17 protein-coding genes are annotated in these 21,327 nt (G+C 68.7%); 13 read left to right on the top strand and 4 right to left on the bottom strand.

The window, feature by feature from the left end; all coding sequences use genetic code 11:
* Positions 1–8: 8 nt before the first annotated feature.
* Complete coding sequence (locus DFJ67_RS09405) at positions 9–857, top strand: serine hydrolase domain-containing protein (RefSeq protein ID WP_116067531.1); 849 nt, start codon at positions 9–11, stop codon at positions 855–857.
* On the opposite strand, the gene DFJ67_RS09400 is transcribed toward DFJ67_RS09405, so the two are convergent.
* Positions 839–1,492 carry a TetR/AcrR family transcriptional regulator C-terminal domain-containing protein gene (locus DFJ67_RS09400; protein WP_116067530.1) on the bottom strand — a complete coding sequence of 218 codons (654 nt, stop codon included), beginning with the start codon at positions 1,490–1,492 and terminating at the stop codon, positions 839–841. The two genes, DFJ67_RS09405 and DFJ67_RS09400, sit on opposite strands and share 19 nt — an antisense overlap.
* Before the next feature lie 73 nt (positions 1,493–1,565).
* Here DFJ67_RS09400 and DFJ67_RS09395 point away from each other — a divergent pair, with 73 nt between their 5' ends.
* A complete protein-coding gene (locus DFJ67_RS09395; RefSeq protein ID WP_116067529.1) occupies positions 1,566–2,027 on the top strand; it encodes a hypothetical protein in 462 nt (153 codons plus the stop codon).
* Here the strand turns inward: DFJ67_RS09395 and DFJ67_RS09390 are convergent.
* Positions 2,024–3,064, bottom strand: coding sequence for a LacI family DNA-binding transcriptional regulator (locus tag DFJ67_RS09390; RefSeq protein WP_116067528.1), 1,041 nt, complete (start codon positions 3,062–3,064; stop codon positions 2,024–2,026). The genes DFJ67_RS09395 and DFJ67_RS09390 overlap by 4 nt on opposite strands.
* A 158-nt stretch (positions 3,065–3,222) precedes the next feature.
* Between DFJ67_RS09390 and DFJ67_RS09385 the strand changes: the two genes are divergently transcribed.
* From DFJ67_RS09385 to DFJ67_RS09355, 7 genes are all read left to right on the top strand, one after another.
* The gene (locus DFJ67_RS09385) at positions 3,223–5,127 is read left to right on the top strand and encodes a glycoside hydrolase family 127 protein (protein WP_116067527.1); all 1,905 of its coding nucleotides are present in this window, start codon (positions 3,223–3,225) and stop codon (positions 5,125–5,127) included.
* A 30-nt stretch (positions 5,128–5,157) separates the two neighbouring features.
* Entirely contained in the window at positions 5,158–6,456 is a 1,299-nt protein-coding gene (locus DFJ67_RS09380; RefSeq protein ID WP_116067526.1) for an ABC transporter substrate-binding protein, read from the top strand.
* Positions 6,457–6,518: 62 nt separating this feature from the next.
* The gene (locus DFJ67_RS09375; RefSeq protein WP_239097384.1) at positions 6,519–7,466 is read left to right on the top strand and encodes a carbohydrate ABC transporter permease; all 948 of its coding nucleotides are present in this window, start codon (positions 6,519–6,521) and stop codon (positions 7,464–7,466) included.
* A gap of 10 nt (positions 7,467–7,476) precedes the next feature.
* On the top strand, positions 7,477–8,277 hold the full coding sequence (locus DFJ67_RS09370; RefSeq protein WP_116067525.1) for a carbohydrate ABC transporter permease: 801 nt from the start codon (positions 7,477–7,479) through the stop codon (positions 8,275–8,277).
* A 79-nt stretch (positions 8,278–8,356) separates the two neighbouring features.
* Positions 8,357–10,834 (top strand): glycoside hydrolase family 127 protein, encoded by a 2,478-nt coding sequence (locus DFJ67_RS09365; protein WP_239097385.1) that lies wholly within the window; start codon positions 8,357–8,359, stop codon positions 10,832–10,834.
* Positions 10,835–10,853: 19 nt separating this feature from the next.
* Complete coding sequence (locus DFJ67_RS09360) at positions 10,854–12,293, top strand: glycoside hydrolase family 43 protein (RefSeq protein ID WP_116067523.1); 1,440 nt, start codon at positions 10,854–10,856, stop codon at positions 12,291–12,293.
* A gap of 12 nt (positions 12,294–12,305) precedes the next feature.
* Positions 12,306–15,611: an MGH1-like glycoside hydrolase domain-containing protein gene (locus tag DFJ67_RS09355; protein WP_116067522.1), complete on the top strand. Its 3,306-nt coding sequence runs from the start codon at positions 12,306–12,308 to the stop codon at positions 15,609–15,611.
* A gap of 39 nt (positions 15,612–15,650) precedes the next feature.
* Here the strand turns inward: DFJ67_RS09355 and DFJ67_RS09350 are convergent, their stop codons facing one another.
* Positions 15,651–16,313, bottom strand: a complete 663-nt coding sequence (locus DFJ67_RS09350; RefSeq protein ID WP_203783940.1) for a TetR/AcrR family transcriptional regulator — start codon at positions 16,311–16,313, stop codon at positions 15,651–15,653.
* Positions 16,314–16,471: 158 nt separating this feature from the next.
* Between DFJ67_RS09350 and DFJ67_RS09345 the strand changes: the two genes are divergently transcribed.
* The 3 genes from DFJ67_RS09345 to DFJ67_RS09335 all read left to right on the top strand — a co-directional run bounded on the left by DFJ67_RS09345 (position 16,472) and on the right by DFJ67_RS09335 (position 19,152).
* Positions 16,472–17,962 carry an MFS transporter gene (locus DFJ67_RS09345; RefSeq protein ID WP_116067521.1) on the top strand — a complete coding sequence of 497 codons (1,491 nt, stop codon included), beginning with the start codon at positions 16,472–16,474 and terminating at the stop codon, positions 17,960–17,962.
* A 268-nt stretch (positions 17,963–18,230) separates the two neighbouring features.
* Complete coding sequence (locus tag DFJ67_RS09340; protein ID WP_147315462.1) at positions 18,231–18,536, top strand: hypothetical protein; 306 nt, start codon at positions 18,231–18,233, stop codon at positions 18,534–18,536.
* Positions 18,537–18,771: 235 nt separating this feature from the next.
* Complete coding sequence (locus tag DFJ67_RS09335) at positions 18,772–19,152, top strand: hypothetical protein (protein ID WP_116067519.1); 381 nt, start codon at positions 18,772–18,774, stop codon at positions 19,150–19,152.
* Here the strand turns inward: DFJ67_RS09335 and DFJ67_RS09330 are convergent.
* Positions 19,149–20,174 carry a LacI family DNA-binding transcriptional regulator gene (locus DFJ67_RS09330; RefSeq protein WP_116067518.1) on the bottom strand — a complete coding sequence of 342 codons (1,026 nt, stop codon included), beginning with the start codon at positions 20,172–20,174 and terminating at the stop codon, positions 19,149–19,151. The two genes, DFJ67_RS09335 and DFJ67_RS09330, sit on opposite strands and share 4 nt — an antisense overlap.
* A gap of 151 nt (positions 20,175–20,325) precedes the next feature.
* On the opposite strand from DFJ67_RS09330, the gene DFJ67_RS09325 reads away from it, so the two are divergent.
* Positions 20,326–21,312 (top strand): ABC transporter substrate-binding protein, encoded by a 987-nt coding sequence (locus DFJ67_RS09325; RefSeq protein ID WP_239097386.1) that lies wholly within the window; start codon positions 20,326–20,328, stop codon positions 21,310–21,312.
* Positions 21,313–21,327 lie beyond the last annotated feature (15 nt).

The following is a 21,327-nucleotide window of genomic DNA, read 5'->3' as shown; positions in this document are numbered from 1 at the left end:
TGTTCGACATGAACGGGTTTCACGGCGCGGCGCTGGTCACCGCTCCCACCGGCGAGCCGATCAAAGAGCTCACCGGCGGGGGCGTCGACCCCGGCACCCCGATGCAGGTCGCGTCGGTCAGCAAGGTCTTCGCCGCGGCGGTGACGCTGACGCTGGTCGACCGGGGCGTGCTGAGCCTGCACGACCCGGTGCCGCCGTGGCCCGGCGTGACCGTGCACCACCTGCTCAGCCAGACGTCGGGGCTCGGGCAGTTCGACGACATGCGGTCGATCGACCTCAAGGCCGGCGTGGTGAGCCGCGACCTGATCCGGAAGGAGCCGCTGCTCGATCCGCCTGGCACCCGCTGGCGCTACAGCAGCCCGGGCTACATCATGCTGGGCGAGCTGATCGAGCGGGTTGCCAACCGGCCCTACCCGGAATTGGTCAAGGAGTTGCTGCTCGACCCGCTCGAGCTAGGTGACACGGCGGTCGGCACGCGGCCGCCGGGTGCCGCGAGCGGCCACCACGACGGCGTGCCCGCGAAGGAATGGAACCTGGCCGCGCTCACCGGCACCGGCGACATCTGGTCGACGGTCGGCGACCTCAACCGGCTCGCGCACGGGCTCGACCGCACCGTGCTGCACCGGATGCGGCAACCCCAGGTCGAGCTGCCGGAGCCCGACGACGGCCTCACCCACTACGGCTACGGCCTCTACCTGGGCGACGGGATCGCGCTGCACAGCGGCGACGTTCCCGGCTTCCGCTCGGTGCTGGCGTTCCTGCCCGACGGCCGCACGGCGGCGGTGCTGAGCAACGACGAGACCGCGGCCGCGCCCCGCGACGTGCTGCGCGAGGTGATTCAGGACAGCGCCGCGTAACCGGCCAGCAGGATGTCGACCGCCTCGGTGAAGCGGTGGTCGAAGTCGAGCCCGGCCCGGGTCGTGAGGATCTCGGTCAGGTTCGGAAACTCGGCCGGGTCGAGCTCGTCGGCGCGGTCGTCGAGATTGGGCTCCGTGCCCTCGTGACCCGGTGTCTGGCCGGCCTCGGCGAGGGTGTGGCCGATGGTGAACGTCGCGATGACGTTGATGATGTCCATCGCCCGCCCGAGTGGCACGCCGGCATCCCGCATCCCGGCCAGCCAGCGCTCCGACATGCGCAGCGCGTCGGGTGAGTTGACCGGGCGGGTGGCGGCCAGCGGCAGCACGCCGGGGTGGGCCAACAGCGCCGCGCGCAGGCTGTGCGCGAACTGCCGCACCCACGGCACCCACGGGCCGGCGCCCGGCTCGTCGAGGCCGGTGAACGCGAGCTCCATGACCCGGTCGACCAGGCCGTCGAGCAGCGCGTCCTTGTTGGGCACGTAGTGGTAGAGCGTCATCGCCTCGACCCCGAGCGCCGCACCCAGCTTGCGCATCGACAGCGCGGGCAAGCCGTGTCTGTCCAAATAGTCCAGTGCGGCGTCGAGCACCTGCTCCCGGCTCAGCCCGGCCTTGGTGCCAGCGCGGCGCTCCGCCACAAGCTCACCCCTTGACGATTCTTACGGTGTAAGTCAGGCTAGCAGAAACTTACGCCGTAAGAATGGAGTCCGGATGCTCGCGCTGGCCCTGATCCTGATCCTGTCCGCGGTCGCCTACTTCCTGCTGGTCACGCTCGTCGACCTCTATCCGCTCAACAACGTGCGCGACGCCAAGGCCAGCGAACAGCGCACCGAGGTCCTGGCCAACGCCCCCGTCATGGCCCTGCCCGCGGTCCTGCTCGGCCTCGGCGCCGCGATCAACATCCCCGCTCTGGGGTACGCCGCGGGCGTGCTCGAACTCCTGATCGCCCTGGGCGGCCTGGTGTTGTGGTGGCTGCCCTACCTGGTCGGCATCACGGCGCCCTGGGCGACGGCCGGCACGGGCATCACCTGGGCCGAGCTACACAGCCGCACCTACGCACACACGCTCATCGTGGTGCCCAGAATCGGCGATCGCCCACGGCCCAACCTGGAGCACATGATCCTGCACACGCTGGTGCTGGCCGCCGCGATCGCCACGTTCGCGGCGGTCTAGGCCGACCGGGGCTGCGGGACCGTCGCCGGCACAGTGGACTCGCGGATCACCAGGCGGCAGGGCTGCCGGACGACGCCCGCCGACGGGGTGCCGTCGAGGGCCGCGAAGAGATGCTCGACCGCGGTCGCGCCGAGGCGTTCCAGGTTGAGGTCCACAGTGGTCAGTGGTGGGCGGCAGTCGGTAGCGAAGTCTTCCCAGTTGTCGTAGCCGACGATCGCCACGTCGTCGGGGATGCGGCGGCCCAGGTCGAGCAGGGTCTGTGATACGCCGGTCGCGATCTGGTCGTTGCCGCAGAAGATCGCGTCGATCGACCGGTCGGCGCTCAGCAGCATCCGCGCCGCGTGCCGGCCCCAGCGTTGCGACCACTCGCCGTAGAGCGGCTCGGCGCCGGCCAGCGTCAGGTCGTGCTCGGAGAGCACCTCGCACATGCCCTTGACCCGGTCGCGGGCTGCGCGATAGCCGTGTGGGCCGGTCACGTGGGCGATCCGCCGGCGGCCGAGCGCGACCAGGTGCTCGACCGCGAGCCGGGCGCCGCCCTCGTCGTCGGCGAGCAGCGAGAAGTCGGCCGGGTCGCCGGACTCGCCGTAGACGTAGACGACCGGGACCGGGATGTCGCGGGTCAGCGACGGCCGGATGTCGTTGCTGTCGCCGAGCACGATGAAGCCGTCGACGCGGCGGGCCAGCAGGGTGCGGATGTAGTGCTGGCGGCGGATCGCGTCGCCGCGGGCGTCGCAGAGCAGCACCGACATCTGCTCGTTGCCCAGCGCGTTTTCGGCGCCGAGCAGGATCGGGATGGAGAACCGGCCGCCCAACTCGTCGGTGAGCAGGCCGATGGTGCGGGTGCGGCCGACGATCAGGCCGCGGGCCAGCGCGTTGGGCTGGAAGGACAGCTCGCTGGCCGCCTGGAGGACGCGCTGCCGGGTCGCCGCGGCCACCTGGGCCCGGTCGTTGAGCGCCTTCGACGCCGTGGCGATCGAGACGCCGGCCCGACGGGCCACGTCGGACAGCGTCACGGCCTGCGTGCGGTGGCGCCCCATGAGAAAAGCCTTTCGCCAACGTTTCGGATTGCTGGTGGGAACGTATCAGCTAGCTGCGGCTTTTTAGCATTGCCAATTTGCTGCCAACAGAACATCTTGCCGAAAAGGTTTTCGGCGTTCAGAGTGAGCGCCATCACGAAACCTGGAGGTAACAGGGGATGGCAGCTTCCGACCCCACCGGCGGCCGGCCGGTGGACCCGTCCAGTGGCGCGTTGCGCCCACTCGGCCTGGCCGAGGCGCGGATCACCGCGGGGTTCTGGGCCGACCGGCAGCGCGTCATCAGCGAAGGCAGCCTCGACCACGCCCGGGCCTGGATGGACAAGGTCGGCTGGACGGGCAACTTCGCGATCGGCGCCGCGACCGGGCCGGCCGAGCACCGGGGCCGCGAGTTCGCCGACTCCGAGGTCTACAAGCTGATCGAGGCGATGTCGTGGGAGACCGGCCGCCGGGCCGACCCGGCCCGGGTCCGCGAGATCGACGAGCTGGTCGCGCTGATCGGCGGCGCGCAGGAGGCCGATGGCTACCTCAACACCGCCTTCGGCCGGCCGGGCCAGCAGCCCCGCTGGAGCGACCTGGCCTGGGGCCACGAGCTCTACTGCGCCGGGCACCTGATCCAGGCCGCGGTCGCCAACACCCGGGTGCACGGCCCGGGGCCGCTGCTGGAGATCGCGCAGCGGGTCGCCGACCACGTCTGCGCCACGTTCGGCAAGGACGGCTCCACCGGGATCTGTGGCCACCCCGAGATCGAGCCCGCGCTGGTCGAGCTCTACCGGGTCACCGGCGAGCGGCGCTATCTCGACCAGGCCGCGCTGTTCGTCGAGCGGCGCGGCCACCAGAGCCTGCCGCCGCACCAGTTCGGTGCCGCTTATTCGAGCGACGACCAGCCTGTGCGGGAAGCGACCGTCCTGCGTGGACACGCGGTCCGCGCGCTCTACCTGGCGGCCGGCGTGGTCGACCTGGCGGTCGAGACCGGCGACGCCGAGTTGCTGCGGGCGGTCGCGGCCCAGTTCGACCGCACCTGGGCCCGGCGCACCTACCTGACCGGCGGGATGGGCTCGCGCCACATGGACGAGGCGTTCAGCGACGACTTCGTGCTCCCGTCCGACCGGGCCTACTCGGAGAGTTGCGCGGCGGTCGCCGCCGTCATGCTCGCCTGGCGGCTGCTGCTCGCCACCGGGGAGGCCCGCTACGCCGACGTGATCGAGCGCATCCTCTACAACGTGGTCGCCACCGCCATCGAAGACGACGGGCGCGCGTTCTTCTACGCGCACTCCCTGCACCAGCGAACCCCCACCCGGGCGCTGCCCGACGACGAGGAGCAACTCGGCTTCGGCGGCGGGCCGCGGGCGCCCTGGTTCGAGGTGTCCTGCTGCCTGCCCAACGTCTCCCGGCTGCTGGCCAGCCTGAGCACCTACCTGGCCGCCGGTGACGACGAAGGTCTGCGGATCATGCAGTACGCGACCGCGGCGTTCGACACCCGGCTGGCCGACGGGCGCCGGGTGGCCCTGGAGATGGTCACCGCCTATCCCGACGACGGCGACGTGACGATCCGGGTCACCGCGACCGACGGCGGCGCCTGGCCGATCACCCTGCGCATCCCGGGCTGGGCCGTGGGCGCGACGGTGACCGTCGCCGGCATCACCGAACCGGCGCGGGCCGGCGACACGTTCACGGTGCGCAAGGAGTTCGCCGTGGGTGACGAGATCCGGTTGCACCTGCCGCTGGCGCCCCGGTTCTCGACTCCCGACCCGCGGATCGACGCGGTCCGCGGCTCCGTGGCGGTCGAGCGCGGCCCGATCGTCTACTGTGCCGAGTCGCCGGTCGCCGAGCCGGTCGGGGATCTCGACCTGCTCCGGGTCGACCCGCGCCGGGCACCCGTCGACGAGGCCGGCGGCGTCGCGGTCTGGGCCCACATCGCGGCGGCCGACGACCGACGCTGGCCCTACGGCGACCGAGACGACGAGGCCGACCACCCTCCGCTCGCTCCGCTCCGCCTGTTGCCCTACCACCGCTGGGCCCGCCGCGGACCCGCCACCATGCGGGTCTGGCTGCCCACCGTGTAGATCCCTCGCCCCTCGCCGAAGGAGATAGGAATGGCTAGATATCGAGCACGACGCGTCGTCGCCGTCACCGCGGCGGCGCTCCTGATGACCGTGGCGGCCGCCTGTGGCAATGACGACGACGGCGCTTCCGGCACCGGCGGCACCGCTGCCGCCTCGGTCGACGACGGCGCCACACTGACCCTGTGGACCCGGGCCGCGACCGAGTCGGTTTCCAAGGCGTACGCCGAGAAATACAACGCCACCCACAAGAACCAGGTGCAGGTCACCGCCTATCCCAACGAGGAATACCCGGCCAAGCTGGCGTCTGCGGCCGGAGCCAAGTCGCTGCCCGACATGTTCGCCTCCGACGTGGTCTTCGCAGCGCAATACGCGTCGCAGGGCCTCTGGCTCGACATCACCGACCGGTTCGACGCCCTCGACGTGAAGGACAAGGTGGCACCGGCACACGTCAAGGCCGCCACCTGGGAGGGCAAGAACTACGCGGTGCCGCACACCATCGACATGTCGGTGCTGCTCTACAACAAGGACCTCTACGCGAAGGCCGGCCTCGACCCCAACAAGCCGCCGACCACGCTCAAGGAGTTCGCCGAGCAGGCCCGCGCGGTCGACAAGCTGGGCGGTGACGTCAACGGCACCTACTTCGGCGGCAACTGCGGCGGCTGTGTCGAGTTCACGTTCTGGCCCTCGGTGTGGGCCGCGGGCGGCGACGTATTGGATGCCGAAGGAAACAACGCGAAGATCGACTCCAAGGAGATGGCCGACGTCTTCGCGCTCTACCGCTCGCTCTACGACGAGGGCGTGGCCGCGCCGGCCTCCAAGGACGAGGCCGGTCCGACCTGGCTCGGCGCGCTCCAGAACGGCAAGGTCGGCATCGCGCCCGGCCCGTCGGTCTGGCTCGGCCTGATCGAGGAGAAGGGCGTGAAGATGGGCGTGGCACCGATTCCCGGTCCAGACGGGGGCGAGTCCACCTTCGTGGGCGGCGACGCGATCGGCATCGGCGCCAGCAGCACAAAGGCGGCGCAGGCCTGGGACTTCCTGTCCTGGACGATGTCCGACGAGGCGCAGATCGAGGTCATCGCGAAGAACAAGGGCGTGCCCACCCGCACCGACCTCGCGTCCAACAAATACTCCTCGGCCGACCCCCGGGTCGTGCTGATCAACTCGCTGATGGCCAAGGGCAAGACGCCCTACGCCCGCAACTTCAACGCGTCGTTCAACGACCCGCAGAGCCCCTGGCTGAAGACCGTTCGAGGGGCCCTCTTCGGTGACGCCGCCAGCGCGCTCAGCAGCGGCAACTCCGACATCACCAAGTCACTGCAACAGAGCTGACCCAGTCCGCGGGTGGGTGCCCGGCCGGCCGTCCGGGCACCCACCCTCGCAAAAGAGAGGCCATGATGACGACCGTGATCACCCCGCTCCGGGAAGAGCGCGTCGAGCCACCGGCGGCCCGCCGCCGCGGCCTGCGGCGCCAGACCCGGCGCGCCTGGCTCGGCGTCGCGTACGCCAGCCCGACCGCGGTCATGGTCGTTCTGTTCTTTCTCGTCCCGCTGGCACTGGTCGGCTGGATGTCGCTGCACCGCTGGCCACTGCTCGCACCGCCCACGCTCAACGCGCCCGACAACTTCACCGGCATCGGCGACAACGACCTGGTCCGCTCGGCGACCTGGTTCACGATCAAATACACGGTCATCATCACCGTCCTGCTCTTCACGGTGTCGCTGGGCCTGGCCTTGCTGGTGCAGCACCGCCGGCGCGGCGTCGGCTTCTTCCGCACCGCTTTCTTCCTGCCGATGGCGGTCGGCTTCGCCAGCGCCTCGCTGCTCTTCCTCGGCCTGCTCAGCGACGAGATCGGCCCGGTCAGCGACCTGCTCCGCAAGGTCGGGCTGATCGACGGCTACGTCTCGTGGACCAGCGGCAGCGCCAACTCCGCGCTCGGCTCGGCGGTCGTGCTGGTGCTCTGGCGGTTCGCCGGGTTCAACATGCTGATCCTGTTGACCGGCCTACAGGCCATCCCCCCGGAGATCTACGAAGCGGCCCGGGTCGACGGCGCCAGCCGCTGGCAGACCTTCCGCCGGATCACCCTGCCGTTGCTGCGCCCCACGATCGCGCTGGTGCTCACGCTGATGGTGACCGGGTCGCTGCTGGCGTTCGACCAGTTCTGGATCCTCACCCGCGGTGGCCCCGACAACAGCACCACCTCGCTGGTCATGGTGATCTACCGGGAGGCGTTCATCCGCCTCGACCTCGGTTCGGCCGCCGCCATCTCGGTGGTGCTGCTCGTGGTCCTGGTCGCCTTCAACGTCATCCAACTCGGCGTGCTCCGCCGCCGGTCCAACTAGGGGCTGTCTGATGCTGAACCGTTCCCGGTTGGGCTACTCGGTCACCGGCGCCGCGCTGGCGATCCTCTTCCTCTTCCCGTTGCTGTGGAGCGGCTGGGCCTCGGTGCGCACCGGCTCCGGCTTCGGGTTGGAAAACTACGACCGGCTGTTCACCTCCGACAACGGCGTGAGCCTGCGCAACGTGGTCAACAGCGTGGTGGTCAGCGGCCTGACCGTCGCCGGCACGCTGCTGGTCGCGACGTTCGGCGGCTATGCCTTCGGCCGGTTCCGCTTCCCCGGCCGCGACGTGCTCTTCCTGGTCACCCTGGCGATCCTGATGGTGCCCTACGCGACCATCCTGATCGCGCTCTACGTGCTGCTCGGCTGGATCGGCCTGGAAGACTCGCTGATCGGGCTGAGCCTCGTGCTCATCATGTTCCAGCTCCCGTTCTCCATCTTCATGATGCGCAACTCGTTCGAGGCCGTGCCACGCGAGCTCGAAGAGTCGGCGCAGATGGACGGCTGTGCCAGTTTCGGCACGCTGGTGCGGATCATGCTGCCGGCGGTGCGGCCGGGCCTGATCACGGTCGGGCTCTTCGCGTTCCTGACCTCGTGGAGCGAGTTCTTCGCACCGCTGATCCTGCTCAACTCGACCGACAAGTTCACCACCACGCTCGCGGTGGTCAACATGCGCACGGCGAGCCACGGCTCGATCGACTACGCCGCCCTCGAGGCCGGCGTCGTCTTCATGGCCGTACCGTGCCTGATTCTCTTCGCGTTCATGCAGCGCAGCTACGTCCGGGGCTTCACCTCGGGCGCCATCAAGGGGTAATACGCCGGGCTCTGCCGGCACCATGGGCGGACTCCGGTCTAAGAAATTGATCTTCATCTATGTATGGAGAGGAGCCCCCGTGCGCAGACCGTCCCTGTCCCGCCGAACCGTGCTCAAGGCCGGCGCCGCCACTGCGGTGGCGACGACCGTCGCACTCCCCGAAGCGGCCGCCGCGGCCCGCCCCGACACCGGCGTGTCGGCCTACCCCTTCCCGCTCACCGCGGTTCGCCTGCTGTCCGGACCGTTCCTGGCCAACTCCGGTCGGACCCAGTCCTACCTGACGTTCCTCGACCCCGAGCGGCTGCTGCACATGTTTCGGGTCAACGCCGGCCTGGCGTCGTCGGCGACACCGTGCGGCGGCTGGGAGTCGCCGACCACCGAGCTGCGCGGGCACTCGATGGGCCACGTGCTGAGCGCCCTGGCCCAGGCCTACGCCAGCACCGGCGACACCGCGTTCAAGACCAAGGGCGACTATCTGGTCACCCAGCTCGGGCTCTGCCAGGACCGGGCCACCGCCCGCGGCTTCAACACCGGCTATCTGTCGGCCTACCCGGAGAGCTTCTTCGACCGGCTGGAGACCGGGCAGTCGGTCTGGGCGCCCTACTACACGCTGCACAAGATCATGGCCGGCCTGCTCGACATGCACCTGCTCGCCGGCAATGCCCAGGCGCTGACCATCCTCACCCGCAAGGCCGCCTGGGTGCAGTTGCGCAACAGCCGGCTGACTCAGACCCAGCGCCAGAACCAGTTGCGCACCGAGTTCGGCGGGGTCGGCGAGACCCTGTTCAACCTCTACCAGCTCAGCGAGAACCCGGCGCACCTGACCACGGCGCAGTATTTCGACCACGCCCAGGTGCTGGATCCGTTGGCCAGCAACGTCGACGCGCTCAACGGCTTCCACGCCAACACCCAGATCCCCAAGGCGCTGGCGGCGATCCGCGGATTCCACGCCACCGGCACCACCCGGTATCGCGACATCGCGGCCAACTTCTGGAACTTCGTCGTCAACCAGCATTCGTACGCCATCGGTGGCGACTCCAACGGCGAGTATTTCCAGCTACCCAACCGGATCGCCAGCGAGCTGTCGGACTCGACCTGCGAGTGCTGCAACTCCTACAACATGCTCAAGCTGACCCGGCAGCTCTTCTTCACCTTCCCGTCGCGGGCCGCCGAGCTGATGGACTTCTACGAGAAGGCGCTCTACAACCACCTGCTCGGCGCGCAGAACCCGGCCTCGTCGCACGGCTTCCACTGCTACTACGTGCCGCTGCGGGCCGGCGGCATCAAGACCTACAGCAACGACTACAGCAATTTCACCTGTTGCCACGGCACGGGCATGGAGACCAACACGAAGTACGGCGACAGCATCTACTTCTACAACGGCAACACGCTCTGGGTGAACCTGTTCATCGCGTCGACCCTGACCTGGCCGGGCCGCGGCATCACGATCCGGCAGGACACCACCTATCCCGAGGCGCCGACCACCCGGCTGACCGTCACCGGTTCCGGGGCGATCGACCTGCGGGTGCGCATCCCGGGCTGGACCTCCGGTGCGCAGGTGCGGGTCAACGGCGTGCTGCAGGGCTCGCCGACGCCGGGCAGCTATCTGGCCATCAACCGCACCTGGGCCAGCGGCGACACGGTCGACATCAGCCTGCCGATGTCGCTGGTCCTCGAGCCGACTCCCGACAACTCGACCGTGCGCGCGGTCAAGCACGGCCCGATCGTGCTGGCCGGGCAGTATGGCAGCTCGAATTTGAGCGGGTTGCCGACGTTGACCGCGAGCTCCCTGCAGCCGTCGAGCACGCCGCTGCAATACACCGCGACGGCCAGCACCGGTGCGGTGACCCTGCTGCCCTTCTACAAGACGCACGGCGTGCGCTACACCGTCTATTGGAACGTCACCTCGACACCGACGCTGCCGGCCTTCGTCGCGCACTACCCGTTCGACGAGGCGTCGGGCACCACGGCGGCCGACGCGACCGGCAACGGTCGAACCGCCACCCTGGCCGGCAGTGCCGGGCGCACCACCGGCCGCACCGGCAACGCGGTCAGCCTCAACGGCACCACGGCGTACGTCAGCCTGCCGTCCGGGATCCTGGCCGGCGCGACCGCGTTCAGCATCGCGACCTGGGTCCGGGTCAACACCCTGGCCAACTGGGCCCGGCTGTTCGACTTCGGCAGCGGGTCCGGCACCAACATGTTCTTCGTTCCGCGCAACGGTGGCGGCGTGGCCCGATATGCCATCACGGCCGGCGGGGCCGGCGCGGAGCAGCGCATCGACGCGCCGTCCGCGCTGCCTGCCGGCGTGTGGACCCACGTCGCCGTCACGCACACCGGAAACCTCGGCGTTCTCTACGTCAACGGGGTGGAGGTCGCCCGCAACGCCGCGCTCACCACCCGGCCGGCGAACCTCGGCACCACCACGCAGAACTGGATCGGGCGGTCGCAATACAGCGGCGACCCCTATCTCAACGCCGCCGTCGACAGCTTCCGCGTCTACAGCCGCGCGCTGACGGCAGCCGAGATCGCATCCCTCAACTCCTCCGGTTCGTAAGTTCGTAAGGGAGCCCTCGATGCGTAAACCCCTCGCCCTGGTCTGTGGGGTGGTGACGCTGGCGGCCGCGGCCGTGTTCGGCGCCGCCGCGCAGGCCGCCAACCCCGTGGTCACCGCCATCTACACCGCCGACCCGGCACCGCTGGTGGTCGGCAACACGATGTATATCTACACCGGTCGCGACGAGGCCTCGGCCAGTGGCCAGAACTTCGTCATGCGCGAGTGGCACGTGCTCTCGTCGACCGACGCCGCCTCGTGGACCGACCGCGGCGTGCGGGCCAACATCGCCACCTTCCCGTGGGCCGGCGCCGACGCCTGGGCCAGCGAGGTCGAGCCGCGCAACGGTCGTTACTACTGGTATACGTCGGTCAACGGCAACGGTCCAGGATGGATGAACATCGGTGTCGCCGTCGGTGACAGCCCACTCGGGCCGTTCACCGACGCCAAGGGTGGCCCGCTGATCAGCGACAGCACGGCCAACTCGTCGGGGCTCAACATCGACCCGACGGTGTTCGTCGACGACGACGGCCAGGCCTACATGTATTGGGGCGGCTACTGGGCGCCGCGCGCCGTTCGGCTCGCGGCCAACATGATCGACACGGTCGGCTCGGTCGTCACGCCCGTGGGGCTCACCAACTATTGGGAAGCCCCGTTCATGTTCAAGCGCAACGGTCTCTACTACATGATCTACGCCGCCAACGACACCAACGGCTGCGTGACCAGCTCGAGCTATGCCTGCCAACGCTATGCCACCGCGACCAACCCGATGGGGCCGTGGACCCACCGCGGCATCGTGCTGGGCCAGGTCTCGTCGACTACCAACCACGCGGGCGCGGCCGAGTTCAACGGCCAGTGGTATCTGGTCTACCACAACGCCAACGCGCCCGGCGGCGGCAACTTCCGCCGTTCGGTAGCCGTCGACCGGATGTTCTTCAACGCCGACGGCACGATCCAGCGGGTCGTGCAGACCACCACCGGCCCGCCGGCCAACCCGGGCGGCGGTGGTCCGACGAACCCGCCCGCGGGCACCAACATCGCATCCAGCGCGACGGCGTCGACGTCATTCGTCTCCGCCTGGGAATCGCTCGCCGCGATCAACAACGGCGGCACACCGGCCAATTCACAGGACCATTCCAACCTGGCGTACGGCAACTGGCCGCAGCAAGGCACCCAGTGGATCGAATACCAGTGGCCCTCGGCCCGCTCGATCAACCGGGTCGCCACCTACTGGTTCGACGACAACCAGGGCATCGACCTGCCCGCGTCGTGCCAGGTGCAGTTCTGGAACGGCAGCGCCTATGCCGCCGTACCCGGTCAATCCGCCTGTGGTGTCGCCGGCAACACGTTCAACTCGACGACGTTCAACACGGTCAGCACCACCCGGCTCCGGCTGTCGATCACCTCGCGCACCGGCTTCTCCACCGGTGTCCTCGAATGGCAGGCCTTCTCAGCCTCTTAGGGAGGAGTTCAGATGTCCCTACGCACCAGACGTCCCAGACTGGCGGCCGGCGTCGTCGCCGTGCTCGCCGCCGGCATCCTCAGCGTCCAGGCGGCGCCCGCCCTCGCCGCACAGACCATCGGCTTCCCGACCTTCAGTGGTGGCACGATCCCGGCTCCGCCGGTCGGCTACAACGTCAACAGCACCATGCAGGCGATCTACGACGCGGAGAGCGGCGGCACCGACTTCTGGATGGACCGGCTGCTCGGCCGCTCCGGCAACGATCCGGCCGGCACGCTGCTGATGACCCGCGGCCGGGGCGCGTTCATGTATACCCACACGCCCTCGGTGATCGGCTTCGGCGGCAACGCCGCCTACTGGGACAACATCAGCAGCCAGGGCGCCTACACCATCACGCCGTCGCCGGGCACGTTCACCGAGCAGCCGGCGCAACGCTTCCAGGCGCCCAGCTATTGGCGCAGCGTGCACACCAGCGGCTCGCTGCGGATCACCGTCACCAAGTTCATCACGCACAACAACGTGCTGGTGACCAATATGGACATCGCCAACACCGGCACCGCGTCGGCGACCCTGTCGCTGCGGGCCACCTCGCCCTACGCGGCGACCGGCAGCGGCACCGAGCTGACCGGCACCCGGGCGGTGAAGAACAACCTCACCACGCTGTTCCCACGGTTCTCCGGTGACGGGTTCACCGTCAGCAGCGGCGGCCTCACCCGGTCGGTGACCGTCGCCGCCGGCGCGACCGTGACCACCAAGGTGCAGCTCGGCTTCGTCGCCAACGAGATCCCCGAGTCGCTGACCGACTACAACAGCTATCGCGCGTTCACCCCGGCGAGCGCGTTCGCCACCCACGTTCGCGCCTACAACCGCTGGTGGGTCGACAACCTGCCCTACATCGACGTGCCGGACCCGGCCATCAAGAAGAACATCTACTACCGCTGGTGGCTGATGCGCTTCAACTATCTCGACGTCGACATCCCGGGGCAGGACTTCCAATTCCCGCAGTCGGTCGAGGGCGCCACCGGCTACAACAACGCGATCGTGCTGACCCAACCAATGCACATCGACGACCTGAAGTATCTGCGCAACCCGGAGTATTCCTACGGGCCCTGGCTGTCGATCGGCCAGTATTCGGCCAACGCCCGGTTCGTCGACAACCCGGGCGACCCCGAGAACTGGTCCAACTCCTACACGCAATACGTCGCCGAGGCGGCCTGGAAGGCCTACCAGATCCATGGTGGACAGCCGTCCCTGCTCCAGAACTTCGCGAAGTATGCGGAGGGCGACGCCAAGGGGCAACTCGCGTTCTACGACCACAACAACAACGGCGTCATCGAGTATGACTGGGGCGCGCTGACCGGCAACGACGCCGACGCGGTGTCGTTCCACTGGCGGGCCGGCAACATGGACCGGGCCGAGACCGCCTACGTGTGGGCCGCCGCGGTCGCATCGCAGCAGGCCTACGCCATGCTGGGCAACACCGCCAAGGCCGCCGAGCTACAGACGCTGGCCGACCGGATCCGCAACGGCGTCATCAACACGCTGTGGAACCCGTCGCGGCAGCTCATCGAGCACAAGCACGTGAGCACCAACGCGTTCGTGCCGTGGAAGGAAATCAACAACTACTACCCGTTCTCGGTCGGGCTGATGCCCAACACCGCGACCTATCGCGAGGCGCTGCGGCTGTTCGCCGACCCGGCCGAATACCCGATCTTCCCGTTCTACACCGCCAACCAGCGCGACAAAGCGGCCGCGGCGGCGGCGGGATCGCCGGGCAGCAACAACTTCTCGACCATCAACTCGACCGTGCAGTTCCGGCTCTACTCGTCGGTACTGCGCAACTACCCGAACTCCTACATGACCAACGACGACTACAAGAAGCTGCTCTACTGGAACGCCTGGGCGCAATACATCAACGGCGACACCCGCTATCCCGACGCCAACGAGTTCTGGGCCGACTGGAACGGCAGCAGCATCACCTACCGTTCCTGGATCCACCACAACATCCTGGGCAGCAGCAACTGGACCGTCATCGAAGACGTCGCCGGGCTGCGGCCGCGCACCGACGCGCAGATCGAGCTGTCGCCGATCAACATCGGCTGGGGTCAGTTCGCGGTCAACAACCTGCGCTACCGCAACGCCAACCTGTCGGTCGTCTGGGACGACCCGGCCGACGGCGTGACCCGCTACGCCGGCGTGCCGCAGGGCTATTCCATCTTCCTCAACGGCACCCGGGTGGTCACCGTCGACCGGCTCACCCGGCTGGTCTACAACCCCGCGACCGGGTCGGTCACCTTCCCGTCCGGCGCCGGCGTGGTCACCTTCAGCACCTCGTTCGCGGGCCTGCAAGCGCCGCAGAACGTGACCCAGAACAGTGCCCGGATGGTCGACGTCGCCGCCAAGGCCGGCGTCGACCTGACCTCGACGCTGCCCAACCTGGCGTCCGGGGCGACCACCTCGGCGTCGTTCACGGCGTCCGGCACCACGACCGCCGCGGCCGTCGACGGCTTCCCGACCAACGCCCCGATCTGGGGCGCCTACGGGAGCCCGAACGCCACCGACTGGTACGAGGTCAACTTCGGCACCAGCCGGGCGGTCGACGAGGCGCGGATCTACTTCCGCAACGACCGGGCCACCAACCGGTATCGGCCGCCCTCGTCGTACACCGTGCAGTATTGGAATGGCAGTGCCTTTGTCGCGGCCGGCAACCAGGTGAAGACGCCGGGTGCGCCGCAGTCCAACTACAACAAGGTGAGCTTCACGCCGGTCAGCACCACCCGGCTGCGGGTGCAGTTCACGCACGCCTCGGGGACGCCCAAGACGGGGCTGACCGAGCTCAAGCTCTACAACCGGGGCGGCAGCAACCCTGATCCGGATCCCGATCCGGAGCCCGGTGGGAACCTGGCAACGGCGGCCTCGCCGTCGGCTTCCTTCACCTCGGCGTGGGAGAGCGTGGCGGCGATCAACGACGGCATCGACCCGCCGTCGTCGAACGACACCGTCAACCCGCGCTGGGGCACCTGGCCCAACACAGGCGCCCAGTGGGCGGAGCTGACCTGGTCGTCGGCGCAGACGCTGCGGTCGGCACAGGTCTACTTCTTCGACGACAACGGCGGCGTACGCGTCCCGGCGTCGTGGACCCTCCAGTATTGGAACGGCAGCGCGTATGTGAACGTGCCGTCGCCGAGCGGCTATCCGGTCGGGCTCAACCAATACAACAGCGTCTCGTTCGGGCAGGTGAGCACCACCCGACTGCGGGTCGCGCTGCAAAGTGGCGCGGGCTCGGTCGGTCTCCTTGAAGTGAAGGCGTTCAGCTAGCTGGTTTCGGGCGGCGGGCCCCCGATCGGGGCCCGCCGTTCACTTGAGCCGCGACGCCAGCCCGTCGAGCACGACGGCGAGGCCGTAGTCGAACTTCTCCTGGCGGATCCGCTCCGGTTCGAGCCCTTCGGCCGGGATGCCGGAGAGCCGCGCCACGAGCTCTGCCTCGGTCTCGCCCGAGCGCGCGACCGTGGTCAGCCACGCCCCCTCGGTCGTGCTGGTGCCGATGACGTAGGACAGCAGGGTGTCCATGGCGCCCCGGGGCTCCGGATAGCCGGCGGCCTCGAACACCGCGTCGAGGCGGTTGGCGAACGACGCGAGGTTGGGCCCGAGGTGGGCCATCCCGGCCTGGCCGAGCACCGAACCCAGCCAGAGATGGCGCAGCGTCGTCTCGCGGAAAGACCGGGCGGCCGCGGTGATGTCGGCGCGCCAGTCTTTGCCTGCGGGCGGCACCGCGACCTCGCCGAACACCTCGTCGACGGCCAGTTCGATCAGGTCGTCTCTGGTCGCCACGTGCCGGTAGAGCGAGGTGGCGCCGGAGCCTAGTTGGGCGCCGAGCTTGCGCATGCTGAGCGCGTCGGCGCCTTCCGCGTCGAGCATCACGATCGCCTCGCGGACGATCGACTCGCGGCTCAGTGCCGGCTGCTCAGGCGCTGCTTCCTGCCGCGCCCAGACGGACGTGGCCTTCTTCTTTGGCGCCACTGTCGCTCCCTTCGTGCTCGTGTTCGTGCTCGTGTTCGTGCTCCTGCGAACGCTGTGCGCCACGAGCGTACAGGAAATGCATCTTGCGCACGACGTTCGCGTCTGCGTACAGTGTGCGCAGCACGGGAACGGCGTGCGCAGATCGAATGGAGCCCCTCATGGAAAACCGCAACCCACACCGCTGGTGGATCCTGGTGGTGCTGTGTTTGAGCAGCCTGGTGCTGGTGGTCGACAGCATGGCGTTGACCGTCGCCGTGCCGCACATGACCGCCGACCTCGGCGCCAGTGCGCAGGACACCCAGTGGATCCTCGACTCCTACATCCTGGTCTTCGCCGGGCTCCTGCTGATCTCGGGCAGCCTCGGTGACCGCTTCGGCCGCCGAAAGATAATGATCATCGGGCTGGTGCTCTTCGGGCTGGCCTCGCTGGCCGCGACGTTCAGCGTGAGCCCGGGCCAGTTGGTCGCCGTCCGCATCGCGATGGGCGTCGGCGGTGCGCTGATCATGCCGTCGACCCTGTCGATCCTGATCACCGTGTTCGACGCCACCGAACGGCCGAAGGCGATGGCCGCGTGGGGCTCGGTGTCGATGCTCGGCCTGGTCGGCAGCCCGGTGCTCGGCGGCCTGCTGGTCGACCGCTACTCGTGGCAGTCGATCTTCTGGGTCAATGTGCCGATCGTGGCCCTGGCCATCGTCGCCGGCCTCATCCTCATGCCGGAGTCGAAGGGGCCATGGCAGAAGCCCGACCCGATCGGCGCGATCCTCTCGGCGGCCGGCATGGTCGCCCTGGTCTGGTGGATCATCGAGCTGCCGCACCACGGCGCGTTCGGCGGCTTTTCCGCAATCCTGCTGGCCGTCGCGGTCATCGGCCTGATCGGCTTCGTGATCTGGGAAAACATCACCCCGGCCCCGATGGTGCCGCTCGCGCTGTTCAAGCACCGCAAGTTCAGCGGCGGCTCGCTGTCGCTGTCGCTGGTGCAGATCGGCAACGCCGGACTGCTGCTGGTGCTGACGCAATACCTCCAGTTCGTCCTCGGCTACTCGCCCCTCAAGGCCGGCCTGGCCTTCGTGCCGCTCGCGGTCGCCGCTCTGGCCGGCAACGGCGCCGGCGTCAAACTGGTCGCCCGCTTCGGTGAGCGCTACGTGATCCTGGTCGGGATGATCGTGATGGCCGGCTCGTTCGGTCTGCTGACCACCGTCTCGGTCGACAGTGGATTCACGATCCCGGCCGTCGCCCTGGGCCTGCTCGGCCTCGGGGCTGGCCTGGCGATGCCCGCCGCGGTCACCGCACTGATGGGCACGATCCCGCCCGAGCAGGCGGGTGTCGGCTCGGCGCTGAACGACACGATCCAGCAGGCCGGCTCGGCGTTGGGCATCGCGATCCTGGGCTCGCTGCTGGCCAACGGCTTCACCAACCGGATGCCGGCGGGCGCGCCGGGGCACTCGATCGCCGAGGCGCTGGCCACGGCCGGCGGTGACGCGGGACTGGCACACGCGGCCCGCGAGGCGTTCGTCGGAGCCATGTCGACGACCCTGACGATCAGCGCGATCGGCGTACTGGCGGCCGCCCTGCTGGCGACGCTGATCATGCGTGGCCCGAAGCCGGTCGCCGACTCGGCCCCGGTCGAGGAGCCGGCGCTAGTCGCCTGACGTCACTCAACGGCCGGTGCCCACTTCGGTGGGCGCCGGCCTTTGGTAGGGCGCACCCCACCGCATACCGGGTGGCGTGCGGGATGTCGATCGCCACCGATATTTCGCGATGCTCGACACCATGCGAACCGATACCAGGGCACCGGCCGCCGTAGGGGCGGCCTTCGTGATGTGGCTCGTGGCGGTAGGGGCGGGCGTCTTCGAAACAATTCTGGTCGTTGCCTCCGGAGAGGCCGGCGGCGGCGCGGCCGTCGGGGTGACAGTGCGAGTGGCAGTCTTCCTAGCCGCCATCCTGGTGGCGCTGCGGATGCGAGCCGGGCGGCGGTGGGCCCGGCTGACGCTGGCAGTGGGGTTGGGCGTCCTCGGCACGCTCTCGCTGGTCGTGGATCCATTGTTGTGGCTGCTGGATGGCAACTCGCTGAGCGCCGTGCTCGCCGAGAGCGGCCCGGCCGACCTGGCCTTCGGCACGAGCCGGGTGCTCCACGTCGCGGCGGTGCTGACCGCGTGCGTGCTCATGTTCCTGCCGTCGTCGAACCGCTATTTCCGACGCCCGGTAGCGGCTCTGGCAACTTGACCGTGATCCGGGCCCCCTTGGCGCCCGCGTTTGCTCTGCACCCCTGTAGGAAGCACCCAGACGGCTGGCCGCTTCCTACAGGGGTGCAGAGCAAAGCCTCCGGACACGAGGTCCGCGCGACGGCGTTTGCTCTGCTCACACATACGCACCACCCCAACCGCCGAGGGGTGCGTATGTGTGAGCAGAGCAAACGCCCCTCGCCGTGCGGGTCGCCCTGCGGTTTCAGCCTCCGCCGATGCTTCTTCAAGATGAGCGCGTAGAGCTGGCCTGCGCCGCCAACGTGGGCAGCGGGTCCGTCAAGCGGCAAGTGGTGACGGCCGCGGTTGTCGGCCTAGCCACGGCGGGCATGCTTACCGCAACAGTCAGGCCGAAGACCAGGTGCGTGGTGTTGACGAGCCACCGGCTGTTGTTCTTCGACATGGCGCTGTCCGGCCGACCCAGCCTCCCGCTCGTCGCGGTTCTGCCTCGTCAGGCACTGGCCAGTTCTCGATTCAAGTCGGCCTTGAAAGCGACGTTCCTCATCTCGATCGACGGCGACCCAAGGCCACTGAAGATGGAGTTCCCCTTTCCCGGCCGGCGAGACGCGCGGAAGCTCGCTGACGCGCTCCTGCGCTAGCGCTTGGCGGGGCCGGTGCTTGCTCTGGTCACCAGGGCGGGAGCCACGCGCGGCGCGGCCGTCTGCGGGCCGTTGGTGGGGCTGTCGAGCAGGTCGAGCAGCATCGCCAGGCAGCGGCGGCCTACCTCGTCGAAGTCTTGGCGGATCGTGGTTAGTGGGGGTGACATGAACTCGGCCTCGGGGATGTCGTCGAAGCCGACGATGCTGACGTCGCCGGGCACCCGCACATTCCGCTCGTGAAAAGCTCGCAGCACGCCGAGTGCCTGCTGGTCGTTGGCGCAGAACACCGCAGTGACGCGCGGGTCGCCGGCCAGGCGCAGGCCGGCCTCATACCCGGAGCGGGCGCTCCAGTCGCCGTCGATGACCGGCGGCACCGGGGCGCCGGACTTCTCCAATGTGGACCGCCACGCGGTTTCCCGGTCGCGGGCCTCTAACCAGTTCTGCGGGCCGCGCACGTGCCACACCGTCGAGTGGCCCAGATCGAGTAGGTGTTGCACCGCCAGCTCGGCGCCGGCGACCTGGTCGACCGAGATGGCTGGCAGGGCGCCGCTCATGCCGGCTTCCACGACTACGGCGGGGATCCCGTCGGGCAGGCTGCGCAGCGCGGCGGCGGCGTTCGTGAACGGGGCGATGATGACCACGCCGGCGACCGACTGCTCGGCCAGGGCGCTCAAGGCGTCGCCGACGCCGTCGTGGTCCAGCTGTTCGAGGGTCACGATGCTGATGCCGTAGCCGGCCGCCCTTGCCGCCCGCTCGACGCCGAGCAATGTTGCCGCCGGTCCGTAGAGGATCGTGTCGAAGCTGACCACGCCGAGCACCCTGGAGCGGCGGCCGGCCAGGCCCCGCGCCAGCGCGTTGGGGCGGTAGTTGAGCTGGCGGACAGCGGTCAGCACGCGTTCGCGGGTCTCGGTGCGGACGCTCGGGTGTCCGTTGAGCACGCGCGAGACGGTCTGGTGTGAGACGCCGGCCAGTCGCGCGACGTCGATCATCACCGCCGGTCGTGGCGGAGACGGCTGATCCATGGCAACTCCTCGCCGACACTTTACCCGCCCTGTCGATCATAACTTGCCTGTGAACGCTAACAATCCCTTCGCAGGAGCTATTGACGTCGATTATGAGAACGCTAACATTCTCGCAACACGCGAGCCATCGACGTACGTGAGGGAGGAAGCCGTGCTCAGGAAAGTGTCCGCGGTGGTGCTCGGTGGCGTGCTCATCGCTGCCACGCTCGCCGCCTGCGGTGGCGAAGGCTCCGGTGGCGCTGCCTCCGGCAAAGACGACGGCAAGATCGTTATGGGCTTCTCTCAGGTCGGCGCCGAAAGTGGGTGGCGGACCGCCAACACCAAGTCGATCCAGGAGTCGGCCGCGGCGGCCGGGATCGAGCTCAAGTTCTCCGACGCGCAGCAGAAGCAGGAAAACCAGATCAAGGCCATCCGTAGCTTCATCGCGCAGAAGGTCGACATCATCGCCTTCTCGCCGGTGGTCGAGTCCGGTTGGGACACCGTCCTGAAAGAGGCCAAGGACGCCGGCATCCCGGTGATCCTGACCGACCGGGCCGTCGACTCACCCGATACGACGCTCTACAAGACGTTCATCGGCTCCGACTTCGTGCTCGAGGGCAAGAAGGCCGGCGAGTGGGTCAAGCAGGAGTTCGCCAGCGCGGCCGGCCCGGTCAACATGGTCGAACTCCAGGGCAACACCGGTGCGGCGCCGGCCATCGACCGCAAGGAAGGCTTCGAGTCGGTGATCGGCTCCGACCCCAAGTTCAAGATGCTCGCGTCGCAGCCGGGTGACTTCACCCGTGCCAAGGGCAAAGAGGTCATGGACGCCTTCCTGAAGGCCAACCCCGACATCGACCTGTTGTACGCGCACAACGACGACATGGGTCTCGGCGCGATCGAGGCGATCGAGGCGGCCGGCAAGAAGCCGGGCACCGACATCAAGATTGTGACTGTCGACGCCGTCAAGGACGGCATGCAGGCGCTCTCCGACGGCAAGATCAACTTCATCGTCGAGTGCAGCCCGCTCCTCGGCCCACAGCTCATGGACCTGACCAAGAAGGTCCTGGCCGGCGAGACGATCCCGACCCGGGTGCTGACCGAGGAAACCACGTTCACGCAGGACCAGGCCAAGGCCGCCCTGCCCGAGCGCAAGTACTGAGTCCGATCGGCGCGG

The sequence above is a fragment of the Asanoa ferruginea genome, assembly GCF_003387075.1.
Lineage (GTDB): Bacteria > Actinomycetota > Actinomycetes > Mycobacteriales > Micromonosporaceae > Asanoa > Asanoa ferruginea.
The sequence above is the reverse complement of the archived record's forward strand: the minus strand, read 5'-3'. Positions and strand labels throughout refer to the sequence as shown.